The sequence below is a fragment of the Providencia sp. M-27 genome (assembly GCF_011077905.1).
Classification (GTDB): domain Bacteria; phylum Pseudomonadota; class Gammaproteobacteria; order Enterobacterales; family Enterobacteriaceae; genus Providencia; species Providencia huaxiensis.
On the sequence record NZ_JAALBT010000025.1, the window covers coordinates 14,328 to 31,067 of the forward strand.

The window sequence follows — 16,740 nt, forward strand, 5'->3', positions numbered from 1 at the left end:
TTAGAGTAACTGCATTTATACTCTGTCAGGACAACATAATGCGCCCGGGGAAAAACGTTGTTATTTTTGATCCTGTTTGACTTGTTTCATATTTCTAACCCACGGTTTTTTCGCTTGCACTGCAGCAGGTAAGGTTCCTATTGCATTTTTGGCATCGGTCACTGAACTATAATTCCCGTGAATAAGAACATACCAGGTTTGCCCATTACGTATCGTTTTATAAACTTTGTAATTGGCCAGCTTGTTTTCTTTTGCAAAAGCTTCCAGTGTATCAGAACGGCTTGCGCTGCTAAGCTGTAATGTGTAGCTACCTGCTGGCGCAGACATGATATTACTACCTTGGCTACTCGCCGTTGATGTGGATTTCGCTGGCTGTTTAGTCTGCACAGGATGTTTTTGCTCAACGGGTTTTACAGGTGTTTTTTCTGGCGCCACTGGTTTGACGGCAGGTTGTTGTTCGACAGGTTTAACCGGTGGTGGCGTTAACGGTGTCGTATTTTGTGGCTGGTTAGTGCCTGGTACCGAAACTTGGCCTTGATTTAAGGCATCAACCACATCGCCAGGTATTTCGATTCGCTCTCCCAGACCATTTGGTTGAGTTTGAGGCTCTCCTTGGGTTGGCGTTGGCGTAATTTGTGAACCTGTAATTTCTTGTGGTTGCCCTGATAGCGTTTGACCTTGTGAGTTTGTCAACGATGAGGAGCCCGATAAGTCGATATTTTGTGAATTATTTGCACCCGTTGTTTGTTGCTTTTCATGCTCTGTAGGGGCTTTTAACGCTGAGCTGATAGCAATAATGAGCAGCAATAAAACTAAGACACCCACACCGATCATGATATGTTGGCGTGAGAGTGCAATTTTAGGTTTTGCAGCAGATGATTGGCGTGAACGCCCTGTCGGTCTATCTGATGTATCTGGCCTAAGGTCATTTTGACCTTGAGGCTGGTTATCTGGTTTAAATTCGTCCATTTTCCTCTCCCGAATAAAATTTGCCTATAGTAGAGATAAAATGTCTCTTATCAGTACAACCTCTTAACGACCAAGCAGGACATTGCTGCTTATTTTTAAAGCATATATCCTTTCGTAATACCACGCTAGCCAAAGTGGTATTGATAATATGCTTTTCAGAGTTTCGTCTATAGGTGTAGGCATACCGTATAATTTAACGACTTTAGCGAACATCTACCAGTAACATTTTAAAACGTCAGTAAATATTCGGTTTTTTCTTCGTTTTATGGCATACAGGATGATATTGCCGCAATGACAGTTTGCGTATCAACATCTGAACGCATTTCCGAATGGCCGATTGTGGTAGGTAAAATTAAATGCAGTTTTCCACCCATCACTTTTTTATCCCGCATCATATGTGGAAGATAATCATCGGGCTTCATTTGTGAAGGGCCTTTGACGGGAAGTGATGCACGCTTTAAAAGTGTGACTACCCGCTGAGTTTGTTCAGGAGTAAATTGACCAAGCAATTCAGCTGTTTTTGCTGCCATGACCATACCAGCGGCTACAGCTTCACCATGTAACCAGACGCCATAACCCATATGCGCCTCGATAGCGTGCCCAAAAGTATGGCCTAAGTTCAATAGTGCACGTAACCCACTAGTTTCTTTTTCATCCGCAGCAACGACTTGTGCTTTTAGTTCACAACAACGGCGAATACAGTAGGCCATCGCTTGGTCATCAAGAGAGAGGAGAGCATCAATATTCTCTTCTAGCCAGCTAAAAAACTCACTATCGAGGATAATGCCGTATTTAATGACTTCAGCTAAGCCGGAGGCGAGTTCTCTTGGTGGAAGTGTTTTCAAGCAGTTGAGATCAACCACAACAGAAGCCGGTTGATAAAATGCACCGATCATATTTTTCCCTAATGGATGATTGACGGCGGTTTTACCACCGACAGAAGAATCCACTTGAGATAATAAGGTTGTAGGGACTTGAATAAAACGCACGCCACGCTGATAGCTTGCTGCAGCAAAGCCTGTAAGGTCGCCAATGACGCCCCCACCAAGAGCGATGAGGGTGGTGTCACGGTTATGGTGTTTTTCAAGTAATGCGGTAAATACATCATTCATAATGAATAATGATTTGTATTGTTCACCATCGGGTAAAATGATGGTATCAACTTTTACGCCTGAAGATTCAAGGGCATTCTTTATCTTATCGAGATAAATAGGTGCAAGAGTTTCATTTGTCACAACCATTGCTCGTTGACCCGCAGTTAATGGCCAAAACGCCCCCGTTTGTTGATATAAGCCGGGTGCAATATTGATTGGATAACTACGTTCGCCTAGAGTGACGGTGACTTTTTCCATCTTGCTTTACCACCTTGAGTTCATTTTTGAAAATAACACCATGAATAATTAGTTTTTTTCTAATAGTTCAATGATTTGGCTGGCAACAACTTTTGCGCTTTGCTCATCAGTATGAATAGTAATATCAGCAATTTCTTCATACATAGGATTACGTTCGTCAGCCAGTTTCTCAAGTACCTCACGTGCGGGTTCGTCAACTTGTAGCAGTGGACGTTTTTTGTCACGTTGTGTACGAGATAGTTGCTTCTCAATAGTGGTCTCAAGATAAACAACGACACCGCGAGCGGATAAGCGGTTACGGGTCTCTTTGGACTTAACAGAGCCACCGCCCGTTGCTAATACAATGCCTTGTTTCTCTGTAAGCTCATTGATGATTTTTTCTTCGCGATCGCGAAAGCCTTCTTCGCCTTCAAGGTCGAATACCCAGCCTACATCCGCGCCAGTGCGTTTTTCTATCTCGTGATCAGAGTCGAAAAACTCCATATTAAGCTGTTGAGCCAACTGACGGCCAATAGTACTTTTGCCAGCACCCATTGGTCCAACCAGAAAGATATTGCGTTTCTCTGCCATGTTTTTTGGTATTACTACGATTATTCGTTAATGATTACCCGCCCCGCCAATCAGATTAGCGGCGGGACCTAAACTGAAACCTCATAAGTGATGATGTGAGATCAGATAAGAAAATTATCTCAATACATCAACCTGAATTGCAACTATATAAATATGGCACTAAGCATGCAAAGTGCCATATTTCAAATTACAGGTTTCGATATTTGAGCCGTCTATGTTGTCTAATGCCTTGTTTATCATGGTTTTTAACAGTTTTTAGCTATTAGTATTAGCTAGCTATTTCTGTTAAGTGTAGAGCAACATTAATTGTGGCTGTTTTATAAGCGACTGACAGCTTGTTCTTTAATCTACGGATAGTTAGAACACTCAATGGATAACCTTGTATGCTAAAACGACGCCAGCGTCAAATTTATCCGGTAGGTTTATGGCATAAAAAATATTTTTTTTTGTCATCTTTGACTTATTGCGTATTCAACTAGTTGAAGTATATGTGTTATTTTCCCCATATTAAATATTGATAAGTTTTGGTGTTATAAAAACAATAAGGACACGCTTATCTGTATGCTCTGCCGTATTTGTAAATAATGCCCCTAAGAAAGGGATATGGGATAAAAAAGGTAACCCCATCTCTGTTTTTTCTTGTTTTTGCTGAAAAATCCCCCCAAGAATAAGGGTTTCGTTATTTTTGATGGTGACGGTTGTGGCGATTTCTTGCTTATTGATGGCCAAGTGATGATGTTGACTGCTCGTGAGTGCCGTATCAGGCGAGTTATGGCTAATTTTAAGGATTAACTCAATTTTTTCATCACGTGCAATGGAAGGTGTGACATCCATCCCCAGTACAGCGTCTTTAAATTGTACGTGAGTTTTCTTTTCACTACTGGTGACGTAGGGGATCTCTGTACCTTGCTGAATACTTGCGGCTTGTTGATGTGAAGCAACTAAGCGAGGACTTGCAATAATAGAAAGCAGATTTTCTTTTTCTAATGCTTTTAGTTTCATTTCAAGTAAACCATCACTAAGGCTAAGAACGTTGAAGGAAAATTGTCCTGATGTTGAAGAGTAACGGTTGTAGCGATTTAAATGATTAGTGGTCAGATTTCCCCCTGTCATCATTCCCCACTCTAAACCCAATTCTTGTAATGCAGTTCGGCTGCTACTAATGATATGTGCGGTAATTTGCACTTGTTTATTCGGCTTATCTTTATGTTTTATCCACTCATCAATCAGTGCTAACCGCTCTGGACTATCTTTAATAATGAGACTGTTTGTCGTGATATCGTGATGGATAGATGCATTTTTTGATAATAACGAAGTACCTGAATGCTTTAATAGATGATGAACTTCTTCGACATTGATTGAGACTAATTTAAATATTTTTTCGGTTAGTGATGTTTTATTTGGCGTTATCGGTGCGACTACTGTCTCTGAGTTGAGGTGATTTTCTGTTGTAAAAGGTGGCGTTAGTGGTGCAAAGGGATCTCGAATCTCTTCGGCAGAGACTAAAAATGAAAATAGAAAGAAGAGCCCCACAACAATCACTTTGGGAATGTTAATTAGTGAACTATTCATTATGGTTATCATCCTTGATAGCGAGAGAGTTGTTGAATAATGAAAATGAGATGGCGGTAACGATAATCCCTTGTTTTAAATATATTTTTATATCATGGAAATGCCATTTTTGTGTTTGAGGAAGGGTAAGAAGCTGTTCTATAACGTGATAAATAGGAATGAAAGTGCCCTGAAGTTCCATGAAATAGGTATTGATATCAGTTGGTTGTAACTGGTTAAGTGTGACAGATGAATGTGAGAGTAAGGTATTTAACTGCGTAAGGGATTCAAGAGGCGCTTCTTGAATATTAACGGATTGTTTTAACAATTGAGCTTGTTTTTCAAACTGTTGTAATGAAGGTGAGCGGTGGATGATTTTTGTTTCTTTTGCGATGGCTTCAATTAAATTCAGGTTTTCAGTATCTAATTCCATGATTTTATTTTGATTTTCCTTCCAGTGTAAAAAATACCCCATTGAGATACAAAGCGCAATTAAGAACCAAACAGGTAGAGTTTGTTGCCAAAATGGGCGATACCAAAAAGAATGTGTTGATTCACTCATCGAGGCCCCCTTGATATTTGGCTGTTAGATGTAAACGGTTTAACTGATTCACTCGGCTGATTTTTTTCAATTGAATGTCACTCAAACCAGGATGATTTTTAAGTTGTAGGCCGAGCGAGTTGATATCTTGAAAGTCATAGCTGTTAGCTTTGATTTCTATTTTGTTATTCATTAACTGTAGATTTGTTAGCCAGCTTCTGGGGGGAGTTATAGTTGAAAGATTTTGTAAGAGACCAAGTAAAAATTGGTTATTTACCATAATGTTATCTATCTTTCTTTTTTGGTTCATTAAACGATTAATTTGTGTTTGTTGATCTGTGATTTGCAATGTTAATTGTTGTATCTGTTCGTATTGCAGTTGGTTATTATGCTTTCTGTTTTTTAGGTCTTCTATCTCAATATGTTGAAAAATAAATAAAAATACACATGCTGTAATCACCGAGCAGCAAATCACAGAACAAAAAAGTAAAAACGCTCGGATCTTCTTTTTTATTTGCCGTTGGCGCCAAGGGAGAAAATTAACTTGGTATAGTTCCATCAGTTAAATATCTCCATGACGTAAAGCAAGACCAGCCGCAATCACAAAATCTCCCAGCAATTGGGGTAATTTAATATTACTCTGTTGAAAAGCTTGGCGTAATTCCCAGAGATGAGCTGCCTCAGCAGTACGATGAGTATGCTGATGGTCTGTAATGAGGTAGATAGGTGAGGCGGGAGAGGTGTTTTCTTGATCAAGAAAGGGCAGTAAATGAGAAATTGTTGGGATATCGGTATCTTGCAAATGGTTATAATTCGCTGGCTGGCTAATTGGCCCTGACCAAAGCCATTCACCTTGACGATAATGAACAACCCAACATTCATTGGGTAAACCCGCATTTCTTGCCACATAGCGTAAAGCTATGGGGGCGACATCAATAGCCAGCAGGTTGAACCCGCTTTCTGTAAGTAGGTTTTACCAAAAAGTAATATCTGACTGGCGAGCCCCATTAAAATAAACTTGTTGCTTGATGACACGATAGTCGATAACTAGCTCTTGGGCGTGCATAGCAAAACGTTTTTCAGCTTGAGATTGTAAATACCAACCGAGTTCTGGCTGTGGTAAATTGATTTCACTTGGTAATGAAATTTGTTGTTTTATTGTGCGAACAGCGGGTAATGCGAAGGAGACAGAACACTTTTTAGGTAATTTCTGACGCCATTGTAATAAAATATTCAGTAAAATTTTATATTGTTCATGGCTAGAACTATCCGTCAGCTCGAATGGTAATTGTTGTTGCCAACATTCACATAAGTGCCAATATTGTCTGCGCCGCTTTGCAGCGACTAGCTGTATTCTATCTTGATATAGGTCGATCCCAATGTTCCATTTTGATGTATACATAATTAATTTCCTTATCATTAACAAATAAATTACGTTTTCTATTGTGCTGTATAAGCTTTATACTGTGTGTTAGTGATATCTAAACCCTCTTGTTAGTCGAGCATGGGAATTTTCCGGTGAAGTTCGTAAAATATTTTTTTATTCTTGTTTTCTGTTGCATTTTTTTGGGAACCGCCTCGATTTATGGCATGTATAAATATGTTGAAGGTGAGTTACCTGATGTAGCAACAATGAAGGACATTCGTCTGCAAATTCCAATGCAGGTATACAGTGCGGATAACGAATTGATTGCCCAATATGGGGAAAAACGTCGTATTCCTTTGCCGCTGGCCGAAATCCCTCCTTTAATGATAAAAGCGTTTATCGCCACTGAAGATAGCCGTTTTTATGACCACCATGGGATTGATCCTATTGGTATTTTCCGTGCAGTTACCGTAATGGCATCATCTGGTCACGCCTCCCAGGGGGCGAGTACGATCACGCAGCAGCTCGCGAGAAACTTTTATTTAAGTCCTGAAAAAACCTTGATGCGTAAAGCTAAAGAGGCATTTTTGGCTATTCGCATTGAGCAGCTTTTTACTAAAGATGAAATTATGGAGCTGTACCTGAATAAAATTTATTTAGGTAACCGTGCTTATGGCGTCGGGGCGGCTGCATACGTTTATTTTGGTAAGACAGTGGATGAGTTGACCCTCAGTGAAATTGCGATGATTGCGGGTTTACCAAAAGCACCTTCTACATTTAACCCGCTGTACTCTTATGATCGTGCGGTAAGCCGTCGTAATGTGGTCCTTTCTCGTATGTTCGAGGAAAAGTACATTACTCAAGACCAGTATGAACAAGCAAAAAATGAAAAAATAGTGGCTTCGTATCATGCGCCGAAAATCGATTTTTCTGCACCGTATTTAGCTGAAATGGCGCGTCAAACCCTGTTTGATAAATATGGCGAAGATGCCTATACCGATGGATATAAAGTCTACACTACGGTGATCCGCAAAGATCAGGAAGCTGCCACAACGGCAGTTCGTAATAATTTGATCGACTACGATACGCGTCATGGTTATCGCGGCCCTGCTGAAGTTTTATGGAAACAGAATGAAACGGCTTGGACAGCAGAGCAGATTGTCGAAAAATTGAAAAAAATGCCTACCTATGGTCCTTTAATGCCAGCTGTCGTCACATCTGCCACCGCTTCAGAAGCACAAGTGATGTTAGCTGATGGTTCGCAAATCCCTATTACGATGACCGGAGTGCGTTGGGCGCGTAAATTTATTTCAGATACTCAACAAGGTGCCGCGCCAAGAGCTGTAAACGCAGTCATGCAGGTGGGTGAGCAAATTTGGGTTAGAAAAGTTAAAGATAACTGGTGGTTAGGGCAAGTACCTGATGTGAATGCGGCATTTGTTGCCTTAAACCCAAATGACGGTGCAATTATTGCACTTGTTGGTGGGTTTGACTTCAATATGAGTGAATTCAACCGGGTCACCCAATCATTGCGACAAGTGGGTTCGAATATTAAACCTTTCTTGTATACAGCCGCGATGGATAAAGGCCTGACTTTGTCATCATTACTTAATGATGTGCCGATTAGCCGTTGGGATGCGGGCGCTGGTTCTGATTGGCGTCCTAAAAACTCACCACCTCGATATGATGGACCTATTCGGTTACGCCAAGGTTTAGGTCAATCAAAAAACGTCGTGATGGTTCGTGCGATGAGAGCCATGGGTGTGGATTATGCCGCTGATTATCTGACACGTTTTGGCTTCCCTGCGGAAAATATTAACCGTACGGAGGCATTAGCGTTAGGTGCGCCATCATTTACACCAATGCAAATGGTTCGTGGGTATGCCGTCATGGCCAATGGCGGGTATTTGATTGACCCATACTATATTTCGAAGATCGAAAATCATAATGATGAGGTTATTTTCGAAGCCAATCCTAAAATAGCATGTCCTGATTGCACGGATATTCCTGTGATTTATGGGGATACCGAGCGCACTATTGCGAGCAAAGGTATTGATGATGACTCTACCGAAGAAGTGACACAGTCCGACAATACGGTGATACAAGAGCCAACAATGGAGCTAACAACGGCAGCTGACCTAAATGGGAGCTCCGCTGACCAATATGCACCTCATGTGATTAATACCCCACTCGCATTCTTAATTAGGGATGCGATGATGACCAATATCTATGGTGAGCCCGGTTGGTCTGGTACCGGTTGGCGTGCAGCGAGAGACTTAGGTGGTCGGCGTGATATTGGTGGGAAAACAGGAACCACGAATAGCTCGAAAGATGCTTGGTTCTCTGGTTATGGCCCAGATGTTGTTGCTTCTGCATGGATAGGTTTTGATGATAATAGGCGTACATTAGGCCGCGGTGAAGCTGGCGCGAAAAGCGCACAACCAATGTGGGACGACTTTATGAAGTCAATTTTGGCCGGGGTGCCAGTCAAAACAATGAAGCCGCCTAAGGGGGTTATTTCTGTATCCATTGATAGCCGAACAGGTCAATTAGGTTCTTCCCGCCGTGAGTATTTTATTGAAGGAACTGAACCGAAAGAACATGCAGTTCAAGAGGTGGGTACGACAATTTCTACGGAAGGTGGGGTTAGCCAAGAGTTATTTTAACGTTATTGTTGGCTAAGTTTTCACCATTAGCACCCCATTGTTGATTTTAAACATGGGGTGTTTTCTATAGAGAAAACTAATATATCAGTGGGTTACATAGCCACACTCATGATGGGTTATGGAAATAACATTCCGCTGATACAATAAAACGTATTTTTACTTAATACTTTTTAAGTAACGTTCTAGATAGAAAAGTGCGCTAATATTCCGAGCTTCGTTGAAATCTGGGTGTTCTAGTAATTCCATCATTCGAGATATTGGCCATAGTTCTTGCTGTAGAGGCTCAGGCTCATCTCCTTCGAGTTTTTCGCTGTATAAGTCTTGAGCGATAAGAATATTCATTTTACTCGAAAAGTATGAGGGTGACATTGTCAGTTTGGCGAGCTGAACAATGTGATTAGCGCCATAACCAATTTCTTCTTTGAGTTCACGCTGGGCTGCTTCAATGGCGATTTCACCGGGGTCGATAGCACCTTTGGGAAAGCCTAATTCATAGCTTTCAATCCCGACAGCGTATTCGCGAATGAGAATGAGGTTATCACCCATGATAGGAACGATAAGAACCGCTTCGCGTTTTGCGGGCCGCATTCTTTCATAGACTCGTTTTTCACCATTGCTAAATTCGAGGTCAACTGATTGAATGCTGAATAATTTTGATTGAGCAACATCTTGAATATTCAAGATTTTAGGTTTTTTTAACTCTGTCATAACGATTTCCGAACAGGATGAGTAAAATCTATTGCTAAAAGCCTATTTCATTGATTTACAGGACACAGTTTATCTAGCTCGGTCTGTATTTTGAAATCATCATACAACTATGACCTATATCAAAATAAAATGATAGATATTATCGAGTAGATAAAATGCTGTTAGTATAATCGGCTCAAACAAATAATATGGGTAAATAAATAAAACATTTTTTACAAGGTGTTGTAATTTAAAATAAAAACCACAAATAGAATAGGAATCGGCTTATTTTTAGGAAGTGTGAGGGCTGATATGCTTTTCTTATTCATTTTTCATTGGGGAAACAATGCTGAACCATGTCATTATAACGGCTATAATTGTTATTAGCCTAACTATAATGGCTTCCTTCCTATTTTTTAGGCGGGGGCGGCGTTCTGGCGTCTATCAAATACCTTCTGTTGCGTCACCATCATTTAGGAAAATGATTGATTCAGATTACCAAACCATCTCCCAGTATTTGAATTATTGCGCTGCTATATCAATAAATACTTCTCAATATCCATGGCAAATCAAAAAAAATTCAATAATTGCCACGGTTTGTCATTCATTAACGCGTTTTAACTTACGTCAAGAACAGGGGAATAGCTGGCGCTATTTCATTGATACCATTGAGGTTCAGCTCCCTTCGCAGCTTGAACCTTTTTTGCAACGCCAAAATGTCATGGAGATTGTAGAAACTGACCACTTACCCTTGATCATTTCAATGAACAGCCATTCGTTGAAGGATTTCAGTGGTGAATGGCAAACAGGTGTACCAAGCGACTCAACATGGTCTGATGCGGCGATTCAAGAACGTGGTGAACATAGTATTGAGCGATTGAAAGTTCGTAAAGAGACGCTTGAAGAGCATAGGTTACACCATTCTACAGGTTGGCTTGGCGCCGCAATTATTTGCCTGAGTTTTTTATTTGGTTATTTAACCCTCGTTTCAATTCCGTTATTACAGGAATCGGGGTTAGTGATTACCATGATTACGTTTGTTATTGGGTTACTTGTTCTCTTTCGCTCTAGGATGTTTCCTCGAAAATATCAAGATATTCAATGTATTCACGGTCAGCCAAAGCGCTGGGAACTCTATGGTGAGCTTGATAAAAAATATTCCACAAATACGTCTATTGCAGGTATTGACTTGCATTACCCCAGCCATTGGGCAAATTATTTAAAATACGAAGAGAATCAAGCTGTTAATATTGATTTTTATACGACTGGTGAGGTAGTTAAGCACGGCAAGTACCTTTCTTTGCATGAAGAAGAACGTTATTACCCATACAAGCGGTTCAAAAAGAATGTATTGATGTTAGTTGGGGCATTGTTAACGATGACTCTGATATTTGCCTATCAACCGATGGGGTTACCGATAAAACTCGGTTTTGCTTGGTTAGGTGGCACAGAGAAAATTAAGGTTGATAGCCCTAATGATCTTGTTTCTCGGCCAATAAAAATTGGGGATACATTAGTTGCCCAAGGGAAAGGGATGTGTTACCGCCCTCCAAATTTGAATAAAGAAAACCAAGCACAATTTGTGCCGTTTGATTGCTCAGGTATTTATTGGAATGATGTTAGTTTATTGACCGAGCCCCAATCGGAAGTTGTTGAGCGCTCAATAACATTGCTTGATACCGTCAAAAGCCAGTTGCATCCAGATAAAAACTCGGTAGGCGTTAACCCAAGATTACAGCGCGATATTATGAAATCAGGGATGAATATTATCTTTGATTTTTCAGCTATTATTATGGGTACAGAACAACTGTGCCATAATTCTGATAACTGCCTAAAACTAAAAAATGCGCTGACTAACCTAGGAAGTACAGAGGATTGGCCTACTTTAGTAAAAAAAGCGTCCGCGGGGAAATTAAAAGGGGCTCATGTTTTATTACGTGCAGGCAGTGCTGAGGCCTTGGAAAACATCGTGGAAGACACCATATATGATTTTATCAGTACAGAAATAGACAGAGAAGTGCGCAAGATTAATAGTCCACCCCCTGGCGGTGTTTTATTAATTAGTGATGAAAATAAGCCTTTAGTCGATTCGATACCGGGAATTGCTTTTAATGAGCAATCGCCATTACAGCGCTGGCAAGAGCTGCAAAGGTTATCAAATCTTCTGATCAATACACCGTTCAATATTGAAGGGGTTATTACTCGTTTATCCGTAGATGCCAATGGCACATTGCAGATTGTGTTGCATGAAGAACCCAATGCAAAAGTGGTATCTCAGTATATATGTAGTGCGCTTTTTATATTGTTTTTGTTGGTGTGTGCGCTGTTAAATGGTTCGTTGATTGTGCTACGTGTTTTGAATAATAAGAAGCGTTTGCGTAATATCACAGAATATTATGATAAATGCTTTGAGGCTAATCCCCCTCCCTATCGTCGATAGTATCATCCCGAAAATAGAGGGAGCCTCTTCTTAGTTTGATTCAGACTTATGTCGAGGAGGCCCCATGAATCAATCCACTATAGAACCTGTTCGCCTTGATAAATGGCTGTGGGCTGCGCGATTCTATAAAACGCGTGCCGTCGCCCGTGAAATGATTGAAGGCGGTAAAGTCCATTACAATGGGCAAAGAACTAAGCCTGGGAAAATTGTTGAGCTGCATGGGGTCGTTAAACTTCGGCAAGGTAATGATGAACGTACGGTTGAAATCTTGCAGATCAGCAGCCAGCGCAAAGGCGCACCGGAAGCACAGTCCCTGTACAGTGAAACCGTAGAAAGTATTGAGCAACGAGAGAAAATGGCACAAGCACGTAAGATGAACGCACTTACGATGCCACATCCAGAGCGACGTCCAGATAAGAAAGAACGGCGTACTCTGTTAAAGTTTAAACAAACAAATTCTCATGAGTCGTCTTAATGACGGCCTGAGCAACAGTCAGAGCAATAGAGAGATATTATGGCAAACCAAGACTCACTCCACCGTTTTTTATTTGAACAACATTCCGTTCGTGGAGAAATGATTAGTGTTGATGAAACTTTTGAACATATTTTAGAAAACCATGACTACCCAACAGCGGTAAAAGGTTTGCTAGGAGAGTTGCTTGTTGCAACCAGTTTATTAACGGCAACGTTGAAGTTCGATGGCGATATTACTGTCCAAATTCAAGGTGATGGCCCTGTTAATTTGGCGGTTATCAACGGTAATAATTTACAACAGATGCGTGGTGTTGCACGTGTAGATGGCCCGGTTGTTGCAGGTAGCACCCTGAAACAGATGGTTGGTAACGGCTTTATAGTGATTACTATTACACCGAGTCAAGGTGAACGTTATCAAGGGATTGTAGCGATCGAAGGGGATTCTATCGAAGAAAGCATTGATGCCTATTTCCGCCAATCAGAGCAATTACCAACCCGTTTATTCATCCGTGTGGGTGAAGTGGATGGGAAACCAAGTGCAGGTGGCATGTTGTTGCAAGTTTTGCCAGCAGCAAATGACACAAGCCATGACTTTTTTGACCACTTAGTGCAACTGACGGCCACGATTAAGGGCCAAGAACTGAGTACATTGGATGTGAAAGAGGTTTTACATCGTCTTTATCATGAAGAAGATGTCACGCTATATGACCCACAATCTGTCGAGTTTCGTTGTACTTGTTCAAGGGAGCGTTGTGAAAGTACATTAGCCACCTTACCTAAGGAAGATGTTATCGATATTTTGCACAAAGATGGGAAAATTGATATGGAATGTGAATTTTGTGGCTCACACTACGTATTTATTGAATCTGATCTTCAAGGGTTAAATAATGAGCTAAATCAGCAACTTCACTGATACGATTTAGCAACCTAATTATGTGACAAGGGTGCAATTCTGCACCTTTTTTTTATAATTTTAAAGCATTATTACGTGCTCTAAGTCTCATTATGAATTAAAAAAAATTATACATTTTCAATTCTTTGATAGCAATCGCTGTTAATTAGTCGTAAAGAATTATGATCATCCGCAGATTAGTTATGTTTACCAGGAGCAATATAATGAGCGCTAAAAGCATTACCCTGAAGGAACTTGAAAAGTACGGTATTCATGATGTAGCTGAAGTGGTTTATAACCCAAGTTACGAGCTATTATTCACGGAAGAAACTAAGCCAGGACTTGAAGGTTATGAACGTGGAACAGTGACCACTTTAGGTGCTGTTGCGGTTGATACTGGTATCTTTACTGGCCGTTCACCAAAAGATAAATATATTGTACGTGATGACGTGACTCGCGATACAGTTTGGTGGGCAGACCAAGGTAAAGGTAAAAATGACAACAAACCTATGTCACAAGAAGTTTGGGCGGATCTCAAACATTTAGTGACGGAACAACTGTCAGGTAAACGTTTGTTTATCATTGATGCATTCTGTGGTGCGAACGCTGACACGCGTTTAAAAGTACGTTTTATCACTGAAGTTGCATGGCAGGCGCATTTCGTTAAAAACATGTTCATTCGCCCATCTGATGAAGAGTTAGTGGGTTTTGAACCTGATTTCATCGTTATGAATGGTGCGAAATGCACTAACCCGAATTGGAAAGCACAAGGTTTGAATTCAGAAAACTTTGTTGCGTTCAACTTAACAGAACGCATGCAACTGATCGGTGGCTCTTGGTACGGCGGCGAAATGAAGAAAGGTATGTTCTCTATGATGAACTACCTGTTGCCATTAAAAGGCATTGCATCTATGCACTGTTCCGCTAACGTCGGTGAGAAAGGCGATGTAGCTATTTTCTTTGGTTTATCTGGAACAGGTAAAACCACGCTTTCTACCGATCCAAAACGTAAGTTAATTGGTGACGATGAACACGGTTGGGATGATGACGGCGTATTCAATTTTGAAGGCGGTTGCTACGCAAAAACGATCAACCTATCTAAAGAAGCTGAGCCAGACATCTATGGCGCTATCAAACGTGATGCGTTATTGGAAAACGTGGTGGTATTGGCTGATGGTTCAGTCGATTTCAATGATGGCTCAAAAACAGAAAACACCCGTGTTTCTTACCCAATCTACCACATTGAAAATATTGTAAAACCTGTTTCTAAAGCAGGCCATGCAACAAAAGTTATCTTCTTAACCGCAGATGCATTTGGTGTGTTACCGCCTGTTTCTCGTTTAACGCCTGAGCAAACTCAGTACCACTTCCTGTCGGGCTTTACTGCGAAATTAGCCGGTACAGAGCGTGGTGTGACGGAGCCGACTCCAACATTCTCTGCATGTTTTGGTGCTGCATTCTTATCACTGCACCCAACACAATACGCTGAAGTATTAGTTAAGCGTATGGAAGCAGTGGGCGCGAAAGCTTACTTAGTGAATACAGGTTGGAATGGTACAGGTAAACGTATTTCTATCAAAGATACACGTGCCATCATCGATGCTATCTTAAGTGGCGATATCGAAAAAGCAGACATGATTAAACTGCCGGTATTCGATTTAGAAGTCCCAACAGCATTACCGGGTGTGGATACCAATATCCTTGACCCACGTAATACTTATGCAGACAAAGCACAGTGGGATGAAAAAGCGCAAGATTTAGCGGAACGTTTCGTGAACAACTTTGATAAGTACACGGACACTCCAGCAGGCGCGGCACTGGTGAAAGCAGGGCCAAAACTGTAATTGGTTTTGTGAGTAGGTAGTAGCAGAAAGGCTCTACGTTGGTAGAGCCTTTTTTGCTGTGAAAATGATTATTCTGCGGCTGGTAAGTCAAACAATAGAATTTCGCTATCTTCACTCGCTTTGATGGAGAGTTCAGTTTCCTGCCAAATGGCTAGACCATCGCTGGTGGTTGCTTTTTGGCCATTCACTTCAACATCCCCTTTAACGACTTGGATCCACACGACACGTTTATCCGCAATCCTATGAGTGTGTGTTTTATTAGCAGGCAATGCCCAGCGCCACAGTTCCATATCTTGATAAACTTTCAATGCGCCATCACGCGCATCCGGTGATAGCACCAATTGCTTGCCATCTTTGGAATCGAACCGTTTTTGCTCATAACGTGGCTCAATACCTGTTCTTTCAGGAATGATCCAAATTTGGTACAGATGTAGCTCTTCTTCATTGCTTGGGTTGTATTCAGAATGACGAATACCCGTACCTGCACTCATGATTTGGAATTCACCCGCAGGGATTTGCTCCATATTGCCCATGCTGTCTTTATGTTCAACAGCTCCATTGAGCACATAGGTCAATATCTCCATATCTTTATGGGGATGTGTTCCAAACCCTTGGCCTGCAGCAATAAAGTCTTCGTTAATCACTCTCAGCGCAGAAAAGCCCATAAATTGCTCGTCATAGTAGCTAGAGAATGAAAAGGTATGCCAACTGTCGAGCCATCCATGGTTTGCATGACCACGTTCGTTTGCTTTGCGTAAATAGATCATCGTGTTCTCTCCTGTACGGATTCCAACCTTGGTTGAACTCGCTCTAAATGTATTGATGACAGTTTAACCATTTTGCTAAAAGAGAAAAGTAGCTGTCATTAACCATAGGATCCAAAAAATTTGAATAAGTAGGTTTGAGATAAGTTAAGAAAATGGATAGGAAATGATGATGTGGGAATTTTAACCAATTAAGCCGTTGATGCAGATAAAAAAATAGCCAGCGCGAGGCTGGCTAAAGTAAACACTGGAAGCAATGTGAGCAATGTCGTACTTCTTACAATAGGTGACTAAGTAACCGTATTGAGGAAGTGATGATAATGATAATAGTTATCACTATCGTTTGTAAAGCATTATTTTTAACCAAAATAATATATCTTATAATTAAAACTGCAATTATATGATTTCTATGGAATTAAATATTAACCATTATTTTTCAATGGATTAAGAGATATTCGGTTAAAAGGATGCAAACAAGAAGGCATCGCGAATATTAATTCCCTTAAATTAATTAGGGTTAATAGGTGTATCGGAACAATATAGTTTGTACACTAACGCCATTTTGGAACAATAAAGTTTATACACTACTCGTATTAAGTTTGTAGATGTAGGCTAGCTCTGCTC

General features: G+C 40.8%; 15 protein-coding genes. 5 read left to right on the plus strand and 10 right to left on the minus strand.

All coding sequences use genetic code 11. The features are described from left to right. Positions 1-60 precede the first annotated feature (60 nt). From G6Q48_RS20400 to G6Q48_RS22320, 8 genes are all read right to left on the minus strand, one after another. Positions 61-969, minus strand: coding sequence for an SPOR domain-containing protein (locus G6Q48_RS20400; protein WP_166268249.1), 909 nt, complete (start codon positions 967-969; stop codon positions 61-63). Between the two features lie 263 nt (positions 970-1,232). Further along, on the minus strand, positions 1,233-2,321 hold the full coding sequence (aroB, locus tag G6Q48_RS20405; protein WP_166268251.1) for a 3-dehydroquinate synthase: 1,089 nt from the start codon (positions 2,319-2,321) through the stop codon (positions 1,233-1,235). Positions 2,322-2,369: 48 nt separating this feature from the next. After that, on the minus strand, positions 2,370-2,891 hold the full coding sequence (gene aroK, locus G6Q48_RS20410; protein ID WP_004906592.1) for a shikimate kinase AroK: 522 nt from the start codon (positions 2,889-2,891) through the stop codon (positions 2,370-2,372). Positions 2,892-3,398: 507 nt separating this feature from the next. After that, complete coding sequence (locus tag G6Q48_RS20415; RefSeq protein ID WP_231068892.1) at positions 3,399-4,463, minus strand: secretin N-terminal domain-containing protein; 1,065 nt, start codon at positions 4,461-4,463, stop codon at positions 3,399-3,401. Then, a complete protein-coding gene (locus tag G6Q48_RS20420) occupies positions 4,456-5,004 on the minus strand; it encodes a hypothetical protein (protein ID WP_166268255.1) in 549 nt (182 codons plus the stop codon). Before G6Q48_RS20420 ends, G6Q48_RS20415 begins: the two co-directional genes overlap by 8 nt. Further along, the gene (locus G6Q48_RS23060) at positions 4,997-5,542 is read right to left on the minus strand and encodes a PilN domain-containing protein (RefSeq protein ID WP_102140143.1); all 546 of its coding nucleotides are present in this window, start codon (positions 5,540-5,542) and stop codon (positions 4,997-4,999) included. The genes G6Q48_RS20420 and G6Q48_RS23060 overlap by 8 nt, the downstream gene beginning before the upstream one ends. A 3-nt stretch (positions 5,543-5,545) precedes the next feature. Beyond that, positions 5,546-5,890: a hypothetical protein gene (locus G6Q48_RS22315; RefSeq protein ID WP_242685846.1), complete on the minus strand. Its 345-nt coding sequence runs from the start codon at positions 5,888-5,890 to the stop codon at positions 5,546-5,548. 66 nt (positions 5,891-5,956) lie between these two features. Continuing rightward, positions 5,957-6,385: a hypothetical protein gene (locus G6Q48_RS22320; protein WP_242685847.1), complete on the minus strand. Its 429-nt coding sequence runs from the start codon at positions 6,383-6,385 to the stop codon at positions 5,957-5,959. Between the two features lie 116 nt (positions 6,386-6,501). On the opposite strand from G6Q48_RS22320, the gene mrcA reads away from it, so the two are divergent. Further along, positions 6,502-9,015 carry a peptidoglycan glycosyltransferase/peptidoglycan DD-transpeptidase MrcA gene (gene mrcA / locus G6Q48_RS20435; RefSeq protein WP_166268257.1) on the plus strand — a complete coding sequence of 838 codons (2,514 nt, stop codon included), beginning with the start codon at positions 6,502-6,504 and terminating at the stop codon, positions 9,013-9,015. Between the two features lie 156 nt (positions 9,016-9,171). On the opposite strand, the gene nudE is transcribed toward mrcA, so the two are convergent. Further along, positions 9,172-9,723 (minus strand): ADP compounds hydrolase NudE, encoded by a 552-nt coding sequence (nudE, locus tag G6Q48_RS20440; RefSeq protein ID WP_102140146.1) that lies wholly within the window; start codon positions 9,721-9,723, stop codon positions 9,172-9,174. A 325-nt stretch (positions 9,724-10,048) separates the two neighbouring features. Between nudE and G6Q48_RS20445 the strand changes: the two genes are divergently transcribed. The 4 genes from G6Q48_RS20445 (at position 10,049) to pckA (ending at position 15,352) form a co-directional block, all read left to right on the plus strand. Next, positions 10,049-12,142: an IgaA/UmoB family intracellular growth attenuator gene (locus G6Q48_RS20445; protein WP_166268259.1), complete on the plus strand. Its 2,094-nt coding sequence runs from the start codon at positions 10,049-10,051 to the stop codon at positions 12,140-12,142. A 64-nt stretch (positions 12,143-12,206) separates the two neighbouring features. After that, positions 12,207-12,617 carry a ribosome-associated heat shock protein Hsp15 gene (gene hslR / locus G6Q48_RS20450; protein ID WP_102140148.1) on the plus strand — a complete coding sequence of 137 codons (411 nt, stop codon included), beginning with the start codon at positions 12,207-12,209 and terminating at the stop codon, positions 12,615-12,617. Between the two features lie 39 nt (positions 12,618-12,656). Further along, the gene (gene hslO / locus G6Q48_RS20455) at positions 12,657-13,529 is read left to right on the plus strand and encodes an Hsp33 family molecular chaperone HslO (protein ID WP_102140149.1); all 873 of its coding nucleotides are present in this window, start codon (positions 12,657-12,659) and stop codon (positions 13,527-13,529) included. 203 nt (positions 13,530-13,732) lie between these two features. Beyond that, the gene (pckA, locus tag G6Q48_RS20460) at positions 13,733-15,352 is read left to right on the plus strand and encodes a phosphoenolpyruvate carboxykinase (ATP) (protein WP_166268261.1); all 1,620 of its coding nucleotides are present in this window, start codon (positions 13,733-13,735) and stop codon (positions 15,350-15,352) included. A gap of 68 nt (positions 15,353-15,420) precedes the next feature. Here the strand turns inward: pckA and G6Q48_RS20465 are convergent, their stop codons facing one another. Continuing rightward, positions 15,421-16,119, minus strand: a complete 699-nt coding sequence (locus G6Q48_RS20465; RefSeq protein WP_166268263.1) for a pirin family protein — start codon at positions 16,117-16,119, stop codon at positions 15,421-15,423. Positions 16,120-16,740 lie beyond the last annotated feature (621 nt).

Coding starts and splice junctions, on each gene's coding strand:
- G6Q48_RS20400 (WP_166268249.1), bottom strand. CDS start 969: ATGGACGAATTTAAACCAGATAACCAGCCTCAAGGTCAAAATGACCTT.
- aroB (WP_166268251.1), bottom strand. CDS start 2,321: ATGGAAAAAGTCACCGTCACTCTAGGCGAACGTAGTTATCCAATCAAT.
- aroK (WP_004906592.1), bottom strand. CDS start 2,891: ATGGCAGAGAAACGCAATATCTTTCTGGTTGGACCAATGGGTGCTGGC.
- G6Q48_RS20415 (WP_231068892.1), bottom strand. CDS start 4,463: ATGAATAGTTCACTAATTAACATTCCCAAAGTGATTGTTGTGGGGCTC.
- G6Q48_RS20420 (WP_166268255.1), bottom strand. CDS start 5,004: ATGAGTGAATCAACACATTCTTTTTGGTATCGCCCATTTTGGCAACAA.
- G6Q48_RS23060 (WP_102140143.1), bottom strand. CDS start 5,542: ATGGAACTATACCAAGTTAATTTTCTCCCTTGGCGCCAACGGCAAATA.
- G6Q48_RS22320 (WP_242685847.1), bottom strand. CDS start 6,385: ATGTATACATCAAAATGGAACATTGGGATCGACCTATATCAAGATAGA.
- nudE (WP_102140146.1), bottom strand. CDS start 9,723: ATGACAGAGTTAAAAAAACCTAAAATCTTGAATATTCAAGATGTTGCT.
- G6Q48_RS20445 (WP_166268259.1), top strand. CDS start 10,049: ATGCTGAACCATGTCATTATAACGGCTATAATTGTTATTAGCCTAACT.
- hslR (WP_102140148.1), top strand. CDS start 12,207: ATGAATCAATCCACTATAGAACCTGTTCGCCTTGATAAATGGCTGTGG.
- hslO (WP_102140149.1), top strand. CDS start 12,657: ATGGCAAACCAAGACTCACTCCACCGTTTTTTATTTGAACAACATTCC.
- pckA (WP_166268261.1), top strand. CDS start 13,733: ATGAGCGCTAAAAGCATTACCCTGAAGGAACTTGAAAAGTACGGTATT.
- G6Q48_RS20465 (WP_166268263.1), bottom strand. CDS start 16,119: ATGATCTATTTACGCAAAGCAAACGAACGTGGTCATGCAAACCATGGA.